General features: G+C 70.2%; 18 protein-coding genes. 10 read left to right on the forward strand and 8 right to left on the reverse strand.

Translation table 11 applies throughout. The features are described from left to right. Positions 1-12 precede the first annotated feature (12 nt). From bioD to ACIBTM_RS43180, 5 genes are all read left to right on the forward strand, one after another. Positions 13-735 (forward strand): dethiobiotin synthase, encoded by a 723-nt coding sequence (bioD, locus tag ACIBTM_RS43160; RefSeq protein WP_395882920.1) that lies wholly within the window; start codon positions 13-15, stop codon positions 733-735. Positions 736-819: 84 nt separating this feature from the next. Continuing rightward, the gene (bioB, locus tag ACIBTM_RS43165) at positions 820-1,836 is read left to right on the forward strand and encodes a biotin synthase BioB (RefSeq protein ID WP_395882921.1); all 1,017 of its coding nucleotides are present in this window, start codon (positions 820-822) and stop codon (positions 1,834-1,836) included. After that, on the forward strand, positions 1,823-2,026 hold the full coding sequence (locus tag ACIBTM_RS43170; protein WP_395882922.1) for a hypothetical protein: 204 nt from the start codon (positions 1,823-1,825) through the stop codon (positions 2,024-2,026). Before bioB ends, ACIBTM_RS43170 begins: the two co-directional genes overlap by 14 nt. Before the next feature lie 147 nt (positions 2,027-2,173). Next, positions 2,174-2,779, forward strand: a complete 606-nt coding sequence (locus tag ACIBTM_RS43175) for a DUF2567 domain-containing protein (RefSeq protein WP_395882923.1) — start codon at positions 2,174-2,176, stop codon at positions 2,777-2,779. A 46-nt stretch (positions 2,780-2,825) separates the two neighbouring features. Then, on the forward strand, positions 2,826-3,884 hold the full coding sequence (locus ACIBTM_RS43180; RefSeq protein ID WP_395882924.1) for a M48 family metallopeptidase: 1,059 nt from the start codon (positions 2,826-2,828) through the stop codon (positions 3,882-3,884). Between the two features lie 78 nt (positions 3,885-3,962). Here ACIBTM_RS43180 and ACIBTM_RS43185 read toward each other — a convergent pair whose 3' ends face one another. Beyond that, positions 3,963-4,679, reverse strand: a complete 717-nt coding sequence (locus tag ACIBTM_RS43185; RefSeq protein ID WP_395882925.1) for an LON peptidase substrate-binding domain-containing protein — start codon at positions 4,677-4,679, stop codon at positions 3,963-3,965. Between the two features lie 40 nt (positions 4,680-4,719). After that, positions 4,720-5,355, reverse strand: a complete 636-nt coding sequence (locus tag ACIBTM_RS43190) for an NUDIX domain-containing protein (RefSeq protein WP_395883007.1) — start codon at positions 5,353-5,355, stop codon at positions 4,720-4,722. 115 nt (positions 5,356-5,470) lie between these two features. Here ACIBTM_RS43190 and nadA point away from each other — a divergent pair, with 115 nt between their 5' ends. The 4 genes from nadA to ACIBTM_RS43210 are packed head-to-tail and all read left to right on the forward strand — an operon-like array spanning position 5,471 to position 10,251. Then, the gene (gene nadA / locus ACIBTM_RS43195; protein WP_063277377.1) at positions 5,471-6,481 is read left to right on the forward strand and encodes a quinolinate synthase NadA; all 1,011 of its coding nucleotides are present in this window, start codon (positions 5,471-5,473) and stop codon (positions 6,479-6,481) included. Beyond that, a complete protein-coding gene (locus tag ACIBTM_RS43200; RefSeq protein ID WP_395882926.1) occupies positions 6,478-8,133 on the forward strand; it encodes an L-aspartate oxidase in 1,656 nt (551 codons plus the stop codon). Before nadA ends, ACIBTM_RS43200 begins: the two co-directional genes overlap by 4 nt. Next, positions 8,130-9,020, forward strand: coding sequence for a carboxylating nicotinate-nucleotide diphosphorylase (nadC, locus tag ACIBTM_RS43205; RefSeq protein WP_395882927.1), 891 nt, complete (start codon positions 8,130-8,132; stop codon positions 9,018-9,020). The genes ACIBTM_RS43200 and nadC overlap by 4 nt, the downstream gene beginning before the upstream one ends. 46 nt (positions 9,021-9,066) lie before the next feature. Beyond that, on the forward strand, positions 9,067-10,251 hold the full coding sequence (locus ACIBTM_RS43210) for a S8 family serine peptidase (RefSeq protein ID WP_395882928.1): 1,185 nt from the start codon (positions 9,067-9,069) through the stop codon (positions 10,249-10,251). A gap of 64 nt (positions 10,252-10,315) precedes the next feature. Here ACIBTM_RS43210 and ACIBTM_RS43215 read toward each other — a convergent pair whose 3' ends face one another. The 6 genes from ACIBTM_RS43215 to ACIBTM_RS43240 form a co-directional block, all read right to left on the reverse strand. After that, complete coding sequence (locus ACIBTM_RS43215) at positions 10,316-10,693, reverse strand: hypothetical protein (protein ID WP_395882929.1); 378 nt, start codon at positions 10,691-10,693, stop codon at positions 10,316-10,318. A gap of 10 nt (positions 10,694-10,703) precedes the next feature. Next, on the reverse strand, positions 10,704-12,050 hold the full coding sequence (locus ACIBTM_RS43220; protein WP_395883008.1) for an alpha/beta hydrolase: 1,347 nt from the start codon (positions 12,048-12,050) through the stop codon (positions 10,704-10,706). A 30-nt stretch (positions 12,051-12,080) separates the two neighbouring features. Then, the gene (locus tag ACIBTM_RS43225) at positions 12,081-13,385 is read right to left on the reverse strand and encodes a WXG100 family type VII secretion target (protein WP_395882930.1); all 1,305 of its coding nucleotides are present in this window, start codon (positions 13,383-13,385) and stop codon (positions 12,081-12,083) included. Next, complete coding sequence (locus ACIBTM_RS43230; protein WP_395882931.1) at positions 13,382-13,786, reverse strand: hypothetical protein; 405 nt, start codon at positions 13,784-13,786, stop codon at positions 13,382-13,384. The genes ACIBTM_RS43225 and ACIBTM_RS43230 overlap by 4 nt, the downstream gene beginning before the upstream one ends. Before the next feature lie 109 nt (positions 13,787-13,895). Beyond that, positions 13,896-14,198: a hypothetical protein gene (locus tag ACIBTM_RS43235; RefSeq protein ID WP_005155348.1), complete on the reverse strand. Its 303-nt coding sequence runs from the start codon at positions 14,196-14,198 to the stop codon at positions 13,896-13,898. A 21-nt stretch (positions 14,199-14,219) separates the two neighbouring features. Then, positions 14,220-14,561 (reverse strand): WXG100 family type VII secretion target, encoded by a 342-nt coding sequence (locus ACIBTM_RS43240; RefSeq protein ID WP_076153289.1) that lies wholly within the window; start codon positions 14,559-14,561, stop codon positions 14,220-14,222. A gap of 230 nt (positions 14,562-14,791) precedes the next feature. On the opposite strand from ACIBTM_RS43240, the gene ACIBTM_RS43245 reads away from it, so the two are divergent. Beyond that, entirely contained in the window at positions 14,792-15,745 is a 954-nt protein-coding gene (locus ACIBTM_RS43245) for a hypothetical protein (RefSeq protein WP_395883009.1), read from the forward strand. Positions 15,746-15,779: the final 34 nt, after the last annotated feature.

Here is a 15,779-nt window from a genome sequence, read left to right on the forward strand (position 1 = left end):
AGTTCAACGCACGTGAGCATGCTGGTCATGACCGGCACCGGTACGGGTGTCGGCAAGACGATCTCCACCGCCGCCATCGCCGCTCTGGCCGCCGGGCAGGGCCAGCGTGTCGCCGTGCTGAAACCGGCGCAGACCGGAGTGGGCCCGGACGAGCCGGGCGACCTCGCCGACGTCCTCCGCCTCGCCGGTCCGGTCACCACTCGTGAGCTGCGGAGATACCCGGATCCGCTGTCGCCGGAAGCGGCGGCCAGGCTCTCGGGACTGCCGGCGCTGGCCCCGAGCGAGATCGCCGCCGCGGCGAGCGCCCTCGACGGCGAACACGACCTCACCCTCATCGAGGGCGCGGGCGGGTTGCTGGTCCGGTTCGACGCCGACGGGGCCACGCTGGCCGACGTCGCGTGGTCGCTGGGCGCGCTGGTCATCATCGTCGCCGAGGCCGGGCTGGGCACGCTCAACGCGACCGCACTGACCGCCGAGGTCGCCACCAGACGCGGCCTCACCGTGGCCGGGGTGATCATCGGGTCGTGGCCGGACGAGCCGGACCTGGCGGCGGTGTCGAACCTGCGGGACCTGCCGGTCGCCGCCGGGGCCCCGCTGCTGGGCGTGCTGCCTGCCGGGCTGGGCACGGCCGACCCCGAGGAGTTCGCCGAGCGGGCCAAGGCGGGTCTCTCGCCGTGGTTCGGTGGCGAGTTCGACCCGGAATGCTTCGTCGGCCGCGCCTCGGCACAGAAGTGACCTGCGTCGCTGTGGCCGAGCCGCCCGGTCGTGCACGATGATGTGCCTTCGCTTCACCGCCCCACCCCGAACAGGAGCCGCCTCGTGACCACTGCCCCGGAGACCGTCGACATCCTCGCCGTGGCGCGTGACCAGGTCCTCGAGCGTGGTGTCGGGCTCAACGAAGAGCAGCTCGTCGAAGTCCTGCGGCTCGGCGACGACCACCTGACCGATCTGCTGGCGCTGGCCCACGAGGTCCGGATGCGCTGGTGCGGTCCCGAGGTCGAGGTCGAGGGCATCATCAGCCTCAAGACCGGCGGCTGCCCGGAGGACTGCCACTTCTGCTCGCAGTCCGGCCGGTTCCCGACGCCGGTGCGTTCGGCGTGGCTGGACATCCCCGGCCTGGTCAAGGCCGCCCGCCAGACCGCCGAGACCGGCGCGACCGAGTTCTGCATCGTCGCCGCCGTCCGCGGCCCCGACAAGCGGCTGCTCTCGCAGGTCCGCGAGGGGATCAAGGCCATCCGCGAGGACGGCAACGACATCCAGATCGCCTGCTCGCTCGGCATGCTCACCCAGGAGCAGGTCGACGAGCTCGTCGAGATGGGCGTGCACCGCTACAACCACAACCTGGAGACCGCGCGCTCGCATTTCGCGAACGTCGTCACCACGCACACGTGGGAAGAGCGCTGGGAGACCCTGCGCATGATCCGCGAGGCGGGCATGGAGGTCTGCTGCGGCGGCATCATCGGCATGGGGGAGAGCATCGAACAGCGCGCGGAGTTCGCCGCGCAGCTGGCCGAGCTGAACCCGGACGAGTGCACGATGAACTTCCTCATCCCGCAGCCGGGCACGCCGTACGAGGGCTACGAGGTCGTCGAGGGCAAGGACGCGCTGCGCACCGTGGCCGCGTTCCGGCTCGCGATGCCCCGTCCGCTGCTCCGCTTCTCCGGCGGCCGTGAGCTGACCTTCGGCGATCTGGGCACCAAGCAGGGCATGCTCGGCGGTATCAACGCGATCATCGTCGGCAACTACCTGACCAACCTCGGCCGCCCGGCCACCGCGGACCTGGCGATGCTCGACGAGCTGAAGATGCCGGTGAAGGCGATCAGTGACGTCCTCTGACCCAGCGGCGTACTGCGTCCACTGTGGACAGCCGTCCGACGGTGGCGCGGAACATCCGGCCTGCCACAACCCGAGAACAGCGCTCGAGCCGCCGCGGTACTGCACGTACTGCGCGCGGCGGATGGTCGTCCAGATCACCCCGGTCGGCTGGACGGCCCGGTGCAGCCGGCACGGCGAACTCGCCGGCTGACCCGCGTTTCGTCCTCTGAATGCGGTACTTGCACGCGCAACTACCGCATTCAGAGGACGAAACGCGGGTGATGCGGTGCCGGGTTGCGTGCGCTGGGGGCGTCATTGGTTACGCTCTGCACAAGCAGCTCGAGGGAGGAGTCCGGGGTTGGGCGAGACGACGGGTAAACCGGCGCACCTGTCTTCCAGCGTGCCCGACCCCTGGTCGGTGCCCGTGCTGCCGAGGCCGCGCCGCCCGTACCCCAAGGTCGTCGTCAAGGCCGATCTGCTGCCGGCGGTCAGCGTCCTGTCCACGGCGGGGCTGCTCGGTTTCCCGTTGGCCTGGCTGTGGGCGCGGCTCGCGCCGCCACAGCGGATGCGGGTGATCAACGACCACGGCGGCCTCGCCCCGCTGGAGCTGGAGAGCTGGCACCGCTTCGACGACCTCGCCATCTACGGTTTCCTCGCGCTCGGCGCCGGGCTGCTGATCGGCATCGTGACCTGGCTGCTGCGGGAACGCCGCGGGCCGGTCGTGCTGATCGCCGCGACCGGTGGCGCGACCCTCGCGGGCTGGCTGGGGACGACGATGGGTGTCTCGTTCGCCAACGGCCGCTACGAGATCGGCGCGGCGCCCGCCGTCGGCGACGTCATCGCGAAGGCGCCGCAGATCGAATCCCCGTGGATCATGCTCGCCGCGCCGTTGATGACGACACTGGCGTACACGCTGCTGACCGCGTGGAACGGCAGGGAAGACCTGGGCCGCCGACTCGGCTGACGAAATTCCTCTAGGGTGGGCGGCAACTTCTCTAGGGGGCTTTCTCTTGACCGACGACATCGAGGTTTCCCGGCACAACGCCGTCCGCTTCCCGGGTATCAGCCCGCGCGCGTACGAGCACCCTGTCGATCGCGGCGCTTTGGCCACGCTGCGCGCCGTTCCGGGGTTCGCGCAGGTCGTGAAGGCGGTTTCCGGCTTCTACACCGAACGCGGCGAGCGGCTGATGGCGCTCGCGTCCGCGATCCGGGTCGGCCCGAAGCAGTATCCGGAACTGGACAGGCTGCGCAACGAATGCGCGGAGACCCTCGACCTCGACCGCGTGCCGAACCTGTTCGTCGAGCGCAGCCCGGTCCTCAACGCGCAGACGATCGGAATGGACGAGCCGTTCATCGTGCTCAACACCGCGACCGTCGAGTCGATGGACCTGGCGTCGCTGCGGTTCGTGATCGGGCACGAGATGGGGCATGTGCTGTCCGGGCACGCGGTGTACCGCACTATCCTGATCCGGCTGATCAAACTGCAGATGTCGATGTCGTGGACGCCGGTGAGCGCCATCGGTATCCGGGTGATCATCGCAGCGCTGAGCGAGTGGTACCGGAAGGCCGAGTTGTCCTGCGACCGCGCTGGGCTGTTGTGCTCGCAGGACCCGACCGCCGCGCTGCGGTCGCAGATCCTGACCGCGGGCGGCATCGACCCGGCGAAGATCGACATCCCGTCCTTCCTGCAGCAGGCCTCGGAGTACGAGTCGGTCGAAGACCTCCGTGACAGCTACCTGAAGCTGCGCAACGTCGAGACGATGACGCATCCACTGGCCGTCGTGCGCGCCGCCCAGCTGCAGAAGTGGGCCGCGTCCGAGGAGTACCGGGGGATCCTGGCAGGCGAGTACCCGCGCCGCGACGCGGACGCGCCTTCGTCCACCTGGACCGACGACCTGAAGTCGGCCGCGAAGTCGTACAAGGACTCCTGGAACAGCTCGGCCGATCCGCTGACGAAGGTGTTCAGCGACGTCGGCGAGGCGGTGTCCGGGGCGGCGGGCAAGGTGTGGAACAAGTTCGGCGGGGGCAACGGGGCGGACGAGGGGTCTTCCTCGGAGCCCGGCAAGTAGCGTCTCTCGCGTGCTATGAACGGGACGTTCCTTGCAAATTTTGCAAGGAACGTCCCGTTCATAGCACGTGAAGGGGGTTCAGTTCAGGTTCGAGGGGCGCGTGAACTCGCCGAGTTCCCCCGGCGGCATCGGGACCGCGCCCAGTGTGCTGAGGAAACCCGCCTCCCGCGTCAGCAGGCGGCACGCGATCCGCAGCCGCCGCAGCGGGTTCGTCTCCTCCAGCAGGCGCTGCCGGTCCTCCAGCGGGAGCAGGCAGTCGGCGGTGAGCCGGTACGCGAGCGCCGCGATGTCGCCGTCCTCGGGTGGTGTGGTCCAGTCGTCGGCGTTCCAGGCGGACTCGCAGTAGCGCCGGTGCGCGGCCTTCGCGACGTCGGCGAGCCTGGTGACGGTGTCGCCGTGCACCGTGGCGACCCGGTCGTCGGGCACCCATTCGACCGAGCCGATCAGGTACGGCGCGGAAACGCGGTCGATCTCCAGCAGCCGGAACCGGCGCCGCGCGGTGGTGACGACGTCGAATCTGCCGTCCGGCAGCCGTTTCGCCTCGCGCAGCACCGTGCTGCAGCCGACCTCGTGGACGTGTTCGGGCCCGCTGACCTCCCTGATCATCGCCGAACGCAGCGCGACGACGCCGAACTCGCGGTCCGGGACGACTTCGGCGACGAGGTCGGCCATCAGCTGCCGATACCGCGGTTCGAAGATGTGCAACGGAAGGTGTGTTCCGGGCAGAAGCACTGTCTGTAGCGGGAACAGCGGCAAGATCGCCTTCCCGGTGGACTCCTCGCTCGGCTCGGTCACCCGTTCAAGGTACGGGGACCGGGAGGACTTCGCAGGTCGGTCACTTCCCGCTCGGCGGACGGAACACCGCGAACGGGTCGGTGATCTGCATCCCCTTGCCCGCGAAGGAGAACAGCGCCGCCGGACGGCCGCCGCTGCGCCCGGGCGGGGCGGTGTGGCCGGTGGGCACGAGCAGCCCGCGCCGGGACAGCACACGCTGCAGGTTCGTCGCGGACACGCGGTAACCCAGCGCAGCCGAGTACAGCCTCCGCAACGCCGAAACGGTGAACTCTTCCGGGGCGAGCGCGAACCCGAGGTTCGTGTAGCAGAGCTTCGAGCGGAGGCGGTCCCGCGCGCGCAGGACGATGGACTCGTGGTCGAACGCCGTCCGGGGGAGCTCGGAAACGTCGTGCCACTCGGTGTCTTCGGGGATCTCGGGGTCCACATCGGACGGTACGAGGCCGAGGAACGCCGTCGCGACGACGCGGGGGCCAGGCACCCGGTCCGGCGCGCTGAAGACCGCCAGCTGCTCCACATGCTTCAGCTGGCGTACGTCGACCTTCTCCGCGAGCTGCCGCCGGATGGACGCCTCGACGTCTTCATCCGGGCGAAGCCTGCCGCCGGGAAGGGACCAGCGACCCAGATGCGGATCGAGCGCGCGCCGCCACAGCAGGACCCGGAGTGTGTCCGAGCGCACTTGAAGGACCGCTCCCAAGACCTCGTGGGCGAGGGGGGTCTGGGTGTTAAGATGACTTCGCACGGTTTTCGATTATAAGGCGAAAACCGGAGACAGGTCCAGGAGGGCCAGAACGATGACGAGCACTCTGCAGAACGACTTGACTCCGTACGGTGGCGTGGTCGCCGACGCGGCTTGGGCGGAGGAGGTGCGAAGCCTCGCGCGCAAACGCGACGCCGTTCTGCTCGCGCACAACTATCAAGTCCCCGAGATCCAGGACATCGCCGATTTCACCGGCGACTCCCTCGCGCTCAGCCGCATCGCGGCGAGCAGTGACGCGTCCACCATCGTCTTCTGCGGCGTGCACTTCATGGCCGAGACGGCGAAGATCCTGGCACCCGAAAAGACGGTCCTGATCCCGGACGCGCGGGCGGGCTGCTCGCTCGCGGACTCGATCACCGGCGCCGAACTGCGCGCCTGGAAGGCCGAGCACCCCGGCGCGGTCGTCGTGTCGTACGTGAACACCACGGCCGAGGTCAAAGCGGAGACCGACATCTGCTGCACCTCGTCGAACGCCGTCGACGTGGTCGCCTCCATCCCCGCTGACCAGGAAGTTCTCTTCCTGCCGGACCAGTTCCTCGGCGCGCACGTCAAACGCGTGACCGGCCGGGAGAACATGCACATCTGGGCCGGGGAGTGCCACGTGCACGCCGGGATCAACGGCGCCGAGCTGGCCGAGCGGGCTTCGGAGAACCCGGACGCCGACCTGTTCATCCACCCGGAATGCGGCTGCGCGACCTCGGCGCTGTACCTGGCGGGCGAGGGCGCCGTCGCCCCCGAGCGGGTCAAGATCCTCTCGACCGGCGACATGGTCCACGCCGCCCGCGACACCAAGGCGAAGTCGGTGCTCGTGGCCACCGAGATCGGGATGATCCACCAGCTGCGCAAGGCCGCGCCGGAGATCGACTTCCGCGCGGTGAACGACCGGGCGTCGTGCCGGTACATGAAGATGATCACGCCAGCCGCCCTGCTGCGGTCGCTGCGCGAGGGGGCCGACGAGGTCCACGTCGACGCCGAAACCGCCGCCCGTGCCCGCGCTTCCGTGCAGCGCATGATCGAGATCGGGCAGCCTGGCGGCGGAGAATGACCGACCCGGTTACCGCTCTTCAGGCGAAAACCCATCCGGTCTGGGAGGCCGCCGCCGATCTCGTGGTGATCGGCAGCGGGGTGGCCGGGCTCACCGCCGCGCTGCGCGCGCACGAGCTCGGCCTGCACGTCCTGGTGGTCACCAAGGCGACGGTCTCCGACGGCAACACCCGCTGGGCGCAGGGCGGCATCGCGGTCGTGCTGGAGGGCGAGCACGAGCGAGGCGACTCGGTCGGCAAGCACGCCGAGGACACGCTCACCGCCGGTGCCGGGCTCTGTGACTCCGACGCCGTCCGGTCCATCATCGCCGGTGGCCCGGCCGCGGTGGCCCGGCTGCGTGCCGAGGGCGCCCGCTTCGATCTGGCGGCCGAAGGGCGGCCCGAACTGGCCCGCACGAGGGAAGGCGGGCACAGCGCGTTCCGCGTCATCCACGCGGGTGGTGACGCGACCGGCGCGGAGGTCGAGCGGACACTGGTCGCGACGGCCGGTGACCGCCGGATCCCGGTGCTGGAGCACCACATCGCCGTCGACGCGATCCGCACGCCCGCGGGCGAGGTCGTCGGTGTGACCGTCCTGGACCACAACGGGGTGCCCGGTGTCGTCCGGGCGCCCGCGGTGCTGCTGGCCAGTGGCGGACTGGGGCAGCTCTACCAGGCGACGTCGAATCCGGAGCTCGCCACGGGGGACGGGCTGGCGCTGGCGTTGCGCGCGGGCGCGCAGGTCGCGGACGTCGAGTTCGTCCAGTTCCACCCGACGGTCCTGTTCACCCCCGGCGCGCGCGGCCGGCTCCCGCTGGTCACCGAGGCGGTGCGCGGCGAGGGTGCGACCCTGCACGACGCGACGGGCGCCTCGGTGATGCGCGGGGTCCACCCGCTCGGCGATCTCGCGCCGAGGGACGTCGTGTCGGCGGCGATCACGCGCCGGATGGCGCAGGCGCCGGGCGGTGTCGACGACCACGTCTTCCTCGACGCCACCGGGATTTCCGGCTTCGCCAAACGGTTCCCGACCGTGCACGCGGCGTGCGCGGCGATCGGGCTGGATCCGGCGAAGGAGCCGATCCCGGTCACGCCCGCGGCGCATTTCGCCTGCGGCGGGGTGGTGGCCACTGTGGACGGACGTTCCGGTGTTCGCGGTCTCTACGCCGCGGGCGAGGTCGCGAGGACGGGCCTGCACGGCGCGAACCGCTTGGCCTCCAACAGTTTGCTCGAAGGTCTCGTGGTCGGGCGGCGGGTGGCCGAAGCGGTCGCCGCCGATCTCGCCACCGGGCGGCTCGCCGACCCGCGCCGAGGTGTGCTCGCGCCTCCGGTGCTGGCGCCGGTGGCCGACCGCGACGCGCTGCAGCGGGCGATGAGCCGGTACGCCGCCATCGGCCGGGACGCCGAAGGTCTGTCGGTCGTCGGATCGGTGCTGGATCTTTCGGTGGTCGAGAGTCCTTTGTGGACACCGAAGATCGTGGAGGACGCGGCGCTCACCCTGGTGGCGGAGGCGCTGGTCGCGGCCGCCGCGCGCCGGACGGAGTCCCGTGGCTGTCATGTGCGGACCGATTTCCCCGGCCGCGACGACGACGTTTGGCAACGCGGTCAGCTCATCCGGCTCAGCCCCTCCGGGCAGCCGGTGCTGGCCGATCCGATCGCTTTGGAGGGTGTGGCATGAGCGAGTTCTCCCCGTGGGTCGTCAAGGCGCTGGCCGATCACGGCCTCGATGTCGCCGATGTACAGCGCGTCGTCACGACGGCGCTGGCCGAGGATCTGCGGTACGGCCCCGACGCGACGACGAACGCCACCGTGCCCGAAGCCGCCTGTGCGCTGGCCGAGCTCAGGCCGAGGACGGCCGGGGTGGTCGCCGGGATCCCGGTGGCGCTGGCGGTGTTCGACGTCGTGCTCGGTTCGAGCCTGGAGATCCTGGCCGCCCGTGACGACGGCGATCGGCTGACCGCCGGTGAGCCCGCGCTGGTCGTCCGCGGTCCGGTGCGGGGACTGCTCACCGCCGAACGGACCGCGCTGAACCTGCTGTGCCACCTGTCCGGTATCGCCACCGCCACCGCCGCCTGGGTGGCCGCGGTGGAGGGAACGGGTTGCCAGGTCAGGGATTCCCGCAAGACCCTGCCCGGGCTGCGGCTGCTGGAGAAGTACGCCGTCCGCGCGGGCGGCGGGGTCAACCACCGGCTCGGGCTCGGCGACGCGGTGCTGATCAAGGACAACCACGTGGTCGCCGCCGGTTCGGTGACGGCCGCGCTCGCCGCCGCGCGCGAGCACGCGCCCGAATTGCACTGCGAGGTCGAGGTCGACGACCTGGCCCAGCTGGAGGAGGCGCTCACCGCGGGCGCCGACGAGGTGCTGCTGGACAACTTCACGCCCGACGAATGCGCGAAAGCGGTCGACCGGCGTGACGAGGTTTCCCCGAAGACCCGCCTGGAATCCTCGGGCGGTCTGCGGCTGGACGTCGCGCGGGCGTACGCGGAGTCCGGTGTGGACTTCCTCGCCGTCGGGGCACTCACGCATTCCTCACCCGCGCTCGACCTCGGGATGGACCTGCGCTGACGTGACCCACTAGAATTCCCTTGTGTGACAAGGGAATTCTGGAGGAATGGTGGGCTTTGCCGGTAAAAGTGCCGTCGCGGGATGCGTCCTGTTTGTGGGATCACTCAGCGTGGCACTGCTCGGCACTCCCGTCCCGTCGACGGCGGTCGCCGAGCAGTGCGCCAACCCGACGGGCACTTACACCGCGGCGGTCCCGTGGGGACAGCGGCTGATCGATCCCGGCCGGCTCTGGCCGCTGTCCCGCGGCACCGGCCAGCTGGTCGCGGTGATCGGCACCGGCGTCGACGGCGGCAACGGCCAGTTCGCGCCGGGGCAGCTCCTCGGCGGACAGGGCACCGAGGCCGAAGACTGCGACGGCCGGGGCACGATCGCCGCCGGGATCGTCGGTGCGCAACCGGATCCGTCCACGACGTTCACCGGTATCGCGCCCGGCGCCAAGATCCTGCCGATCCGCTACACCCAGGTGAACGGCGGCGGCGATCCCGGGCAGCTCGCGGGCGCCATCGAAACCGCGCTGAACCGCGGCGCCGGGATCATCCTGATCGCCGTCCCGGCCGCTTCCGACAGTCCCGCGCTGACCGGCGCCGTCTCGCGCGCCAAGGAGAAGGGCGCGCTGATCATCTCGCCCGCCGCGGGGAGCCAGCAGGGCCAGACGTCGTACCCGACCGCCACACCGGGCGTGCTCGCCGTGGGGTCGACCAATCAGGCGGGCGAGGCCGTGCAGACGGAATCCGGTTCCTACGTGGGGATTTCCGCGCCTGGCGCCGAACTGGTCAGCACGTCCGCCGGCGCGGGCGGGACGGTGGCGCACCGGTGGCCGGTGAGCGACCCGAGCCTGGCCGCCGCGCATGTCGCCGGTGTCGCCGCGCTCGTACGCGCGTACCACCCCGAGCTGTCGCCGGAGCAGGTCGTCGCCCGGCTGACGCTGACCGCGCACCGCGGCCCGAGCGGTGGGCACGATCCCCGGCGGGGCTGGGGCGCGATCGACGCCTACGCCGCCGTTTCCGCCTCGATCCCGGCTGGTACGCCTGGCCCGGGAGGACCGCCGAGCGTCGGTCCGGACACCTTCGTCGTCCCTGCGGCTGCCCCGGCTCCCACCAGGGCGGACAAGGTCTCCGGTGTGCTCGCCATCGCCGGGGTGGCCCTCGCCATCGCGGCGGGCGTGGTGGTGGCCGCGGTCCGTCGGGGCAAGCGCCGGGGCTGGAAACCTTCGCGATTCCGCGCCTCGTGAGCGGCAGCGGTGTACTGGGGGACACCACTGCCGCTCACGAGGTCTTTCGCGACCCCCTGGGGTTTTAGGGGACGGATACGCAGGCCGTCGAGCCCACGATGGCCACGCCGTCACCGGCGCGGGAGACGTGCACGTTGAAGTCGGCGCCGTCGCGGCTGAACTGCGCGATCAGCTCGCGCGGGTTGCTGCGGTCGCGCCACCGCCAGCCCTGGCCTTCCAGCATGGGCAGGACGACGTCGACGAGTTTGCGGATCGCGTCGGTCGCGTCGTCCACGCGGAGGCCGTACTGCCAGCAGAGCGTCCGGCCCGGCTGGGCGGGGTCGCAGTCCAGTTCGCCTTCCACGGTGCGCTCCGCGGCGGTGCCGAAGGTGCCGGCGACACCGTCGATGACCGCCGTGAGGTCCTCGGCCAGCGGGTCGAGTTCCGTGTTCCTGGTGAGCATCACAAACCCCTCACAAGCCTCGTCCGACGCCTTCGATGACCATCTCGCGCAGCGAGCCGCCGGTGAAGCCTTCGTGCGTGACCGCGCCACCCGTGATCACACCGTAGATGTTGTTCCACGAATCGGAGCCCGGCTTGAGCACACCGCTGTGGGAATCGAAACCCCACTGCAGATCGCCGTTCGCGTCACGGCCGGTTTCCAGTTCGACGACGCCGGGGAAGCGGTCGGGGTCCGCTCCGTGCCCGGCGCCGAGCCATTCGACCAGCCCCGCGTTGCCCTGCGCGATCACGATCGGGTCGAAGGGGGCCGTCATGGAGTACCGCTGCACACCGGCCTGACTGGCCGGGAGGTCGCTCGGGCTCCAGATCCCGTGTCCCATACCCGCGGACTCGACATGCAGCACCTGATCGGCCCTGAGCCCGAGCTGCTCGGCGAGTCCCACGGTCGCACCGCCGTAGCTGTGCCCGACGGCGGTGACCACGACACCCGGTCCGGCGTGGCTGTCGATCTGGCCGCGCAGCTCGTCGCCGAACGCCTTGAGATCGGGCGCCATCGTCTGCGCGTAGTGCGCGGCCGGGCCTTCGGTGACGACGTTCTGGGGGAAGACCCCGTCGGCCCAGACCACCATCGCGGTCCGGCCGGTGGCGTCCGCGGCGACCAGGCTCTTGCCGAGGTCGGCGTAGCTCTGGAAGTTGTCGAACGAGGTGTTGACGCCGGGGACGAACAAGCCGACGTTGCGGGTGCCCGGCTCGATGCGGCCGACCAGTTCGACGATGCGCCCGTTGCCGGACGGGTCGAACCGCAGGATCTGCCGGTCGTTGGCGAGGATGTCCTCGTACAACGCGATCCGGGTGCGCGCGCTCGCGATGTCGTCGGCTTTCCCGCCCTGCGCCAGCAGATTCGCGAGCCGTTCGCGTTCGGCGGTCAACGCGTCGGTGACCTTCGCGCGGTTCTCGGCGATCGCGGTGGCCCACGACCCGGTGTCGGCCGCGCCGCCGACGCCTGCCGGATTCCCGGCCTTGGGCAACGGGTTCTCCGGCATCAGCGACCGGTACGAGGCGGCGACCTGGACGTCGGCGCGCCGGTAGCCGCCACCCGCGGCCGTCAGCCCTTGATGGATCACCGTCGCCTTGGTGATCTGGCCGTCGAGTTTGCCCGCGACGTCCTTGATCGTCTTGGTGTAAGTCGCCGAAGCCGCGCTGGAAGCCGAAACCTGGCCGAACGCGGTCGCGGGGACGTTCTCACCCGCCAGCGCGGTCTGCGCGGTCTTGAGCACACCGGCGCGCTGTTCGAGTTCGGCCGCCGCCGCTTCGAGCCTGGCGGGGGCGACTCGGTAACCGCCCGCACTGGATGCCATCACCGAGCCGCCTCTCCTGGTCGAAATAGATCAGTACTGTTCGGGTTCTTCGCCGAGCACGGCGGGAGCGACCGGGGACGACTGGCCCCAGACGTTCTCGGTCTCCACGAGCCACGGCGGGATCCGCCGTCCGGACCCCATGTCGCCGCCCGCGCCCATGCCCATCGGCATCATGGGCATCATCGGCATCGCGCCCTTGGCCGCCGCCGCGCCCGCGGCACCGGCCGCTCCGCCCGCCAGACCGCTCATCGCGCTGCCCGAGCCGCCGTCGCCCGCCAGACCGGAGAACGCGGCCGGAGCCTCGCCGGGGCCGGAGAACCCGCCGCCACCGCCGGCGCCGATCGCGCCACCGTCCAGCGACGGCGCGCCGCCACCGCCGACCGGGATGCCGCCGCCGGCGCCGCCCGCGGTCGCGCCCGCCGCACCGGCACCGCCGCCCGCGGGCTCGCCGTTCTTGTCCTTGTCGTTCTTGCCGTTCGCCCACGCGGGCACCCGCGGCATGATCGAGCCGAACCGGCCGAACGCGGCGGCCGAGGCCGCGGCGAGACCTGCGGTGAACATGTCGCCGAACAACGGGTTCGACTTGGGCGGCTGGCCGGGCTGCCCGGTGGTGGGCGGCGTGGAGCCATCCGAGGGCAGCGGATGCGTGTTGTCGCCCGGAACGACGCCGACGCCCGGGGTGCCGCCGATGTTGTTGCCGATCGAGCCGCCCGGGGCCGTGCCGCCACCGGTGACCGGCGGCGGGGCGACGGCGTTCGGCGAGGCCGGGATCGACTCCTCGGCCGTGGAGTACTCGCCCGCGAGCTGGGTCATCACCACGATCGCCTTGCTGTGCGCCGCGCTGGCCGCGCTCGCGGCCTGCTGCTGTGCTTCGACGTTCGCGATGGCCTGCTGTCGTTGCTGGGCGGCGCTGATGATCGTCGCCTGCGACGAATCCGGCGGCAGGAGCGGCGGATTGACGGCCAGCGCGAGATCGGCGGGGGAGACGTCCGGCACCGCGACCGGCGGCGGCATCTCCTTCTTGGCCTTCACCAGCGCGTCCGCCGCGTCCTCGAGGAGGTGGTTCATCGCGTTCGCGGTCTGGGCGACCTTGCGGATTCCGCCGACGAGGTCGGTGATCATCGTGTGGTACTTGTCGGCCGCTCCGCCGGTCCAGCTGGTGGAGAAGTCCTTCAGCTCGCCGGTCAGGTTCTCGGCCTGTTCGAACAGCCCGGAGCCGGTGGACTGCCATTTGTGGGCCGCGTGGCGTGCCGTGTTGGGGTCGCCCGCCTGCAGCATCGCGTAGAGCTGCTGGTGCGAATACGCGGCGAAGTTCGTGTGCGCGGTGCCGGTCATCCCTTGTTCCCCCCGCCGTTCGAGCCGCTGTTACCGCCCAGCACGCCCCCGAGGACGTTGAGCAACGGATCGAGCAGCCCGGTCTGCTGGCTCGAGTGGTTCATGTCGCCCGCCACCGAATCGTCGGCCGCCGCGTAACCGTCGGCGACGGTCGTCGTGACGTCCTGCGCGAACGTGATCGCGCCCTTGACCTGATCCAGCAGGCCCTGCATCTCGGCGACGGCCTCCTGGTGCGCCTTGTTGAGTGAACCCGCCTCCCCGAACTCGCCGAACAGCAGCGGCTGTTCGCTCAGGGTCAGCAGGAAGTCGTTCGGCTTGGACATCGCGTGGATCTGGGTCTCCAGTTCCCGCACGAAGTCCTTCAGTGATTCCAGATGGACGTAGTACGACTGGTCTTGCATTGATCCCGGCTCTCTCGTGATCGGCCATGCCAACAAGGGACGACTACGCGCAAAGCCGGCCGGCCGGTGCCGAGGGGGGTGAAAGCACCGGCCGGCCGACGGATGGGGATCAGCCGGCGAACAGGCCCTGGTTGCGGTTCTCCAGGCTGTGCTGGAGATCGTGGGCGTCGCCGACCTTGCCACCGAACTGCGCGATGATCGCCACGATGTCCGCGGTGGCCTGGCGCAGGCGGGTTTCAGACGCACGGGCGGCCTCACCGGCGGAGCTGCCGGAGGCGTACCAGGTCTGGGTGATCGGCTGCAGGTTGGTGTGCAGCTGTTCGAGCTGTGAGGTGAGCGCCTTGGCCTTGGCGGCCAGCGAGGCCGAGCTGTGCTGCAGCGCGGCGAAGTTGATTTCGACGACGTCAGCCATGATTGGTGGTCCTCTCGCGGATCAGGGGTTCAGCCGGTGGATCACGGTCTGGTCGACGACTCCGCTGACGCCGGTGAGGCTTTCCCGGACCTGCTCGTCACCCGAGTTGTAGTTCCGGTTGCTCTCGTGAACGAGGCGCGACATCGTGTTGAGCTCGTTCACGGCGATGGTCATCTTCTCCTGCAGGCGGCGCTGCAGGTCCCAGAACGCGACGGCCTGGTCACCCTTGTAGTTGTGCAGGGTCTGGGTCAGCTCGCTCTCCAGGCTGGCCATCGTGGTCTTGGCGTTCGACGCGGTCTCCTCGAACCCCTGGACGGCGCGCGCCATCGCAGCTGCGTCTGCCTGATATCCCGTACCGGTCATTGATGGGCCACCTCCTCTCATCTCGCTGGAAATCCCGGTGAGCACCAGGGGACGCCCTGTCTGCTCTTGTGAAGGACACGCTAGAAAAGAGGGGAGTGCGGTCAAACGGCACAACTGCCGGTCGCGGTGACGGCACTATTACCCACAGGTCGGCGGTAGGGCTTCCCCCACCTTCGATCTGGGGGAGTACTCCAGTGTCCGGATCGGAGCTTCCCGGCACGCTCGAATCCATGGTGGACAAGGGATCCAGGGCAGTACCGCATCGCCCGTTGATGATCTTGGCGGCGGCGATGGCGGTGCTCGGGGTGATCGCGCTCGGCGGCCTGGTCTTCGACGATCGCAGCCTCGTCAACGCGCCCATTTGGCTCAAACCGCTCAAGTTCACGATTTCCGTGGGGCTCTACGCGGTGACGCTGGCCTGGTTGATCGGGCAGCTGACCCGGGGCAAGCGGCTCGGCTGGTGGCTCGGGACGGTGTTCGCGGTCGGCCTCGGCCTGGACATGGCGCTGCTGTTCTGGCAGATCGCCGTCCGCGGGCGGACGCTGCACTTCAACCGGGAGACCCCGCTCGACCAGTGGATCAACAACATGGTCGCGAACGGCGCCTTCACCGGTTGGGGAGTGACGGCGGCCATCGCGATTCTCCTGCTGTTCCAACGTCTTCCCGACCGGGCGATGAGTTCCGCGTTGCGCGCGGGTGCCGCGTTGTCGGTCGCCGGAATCGGGATCGCGCTGCTGATGTTCGGGCCGAACGAGCAGCAACTGGCCCAGTTCCGCGCCGGCGAACGGCCGTCGATCGTCGGCGCCCACGCGGTCGGTGTGCCCGACGGCGGGCCGGGGCTGCCCGTGCTGGGGTGGAGCACGGTCGGCGGGGACATGCGCATCCCGCATTTCTTCGGGATCCACGCGATCCAGGTGTTGCCGCTGGTCGCTTTCGGGCTGCTCAAACTCGCCCGGCGGTATCCGGTGCTCGAATCGGAATTCGTGCGGCGGAATCTGGTGCGGACCGCTTCGGTGGGCTTCGCGGGACTGCTCGTGCTGCTCACTTGGCAGGCTCAGCGAGGACAGTCCATCGTGCACCCGGATTTCTGGACGCTGGTCGCCGGCACCGGGATCATCGCCGTCGTGGCCGCGGGATCGGCGCTTTCGCTCAGGGCTTCGCGGCCGATGCATCAATTGACATGAGAATCCGGAAAGGGGCCGTTCGCCATGAACGGCC

The organism is Amycolatopsis sp. NPDC049868, from assembly GCF_044461365.1.
Taxonomy (GTDB): Bacteria; Actinomycetota; Actinomycetes; order Mycobacteriales; family Pseudonocardiaceae; genus Amycolatopsis.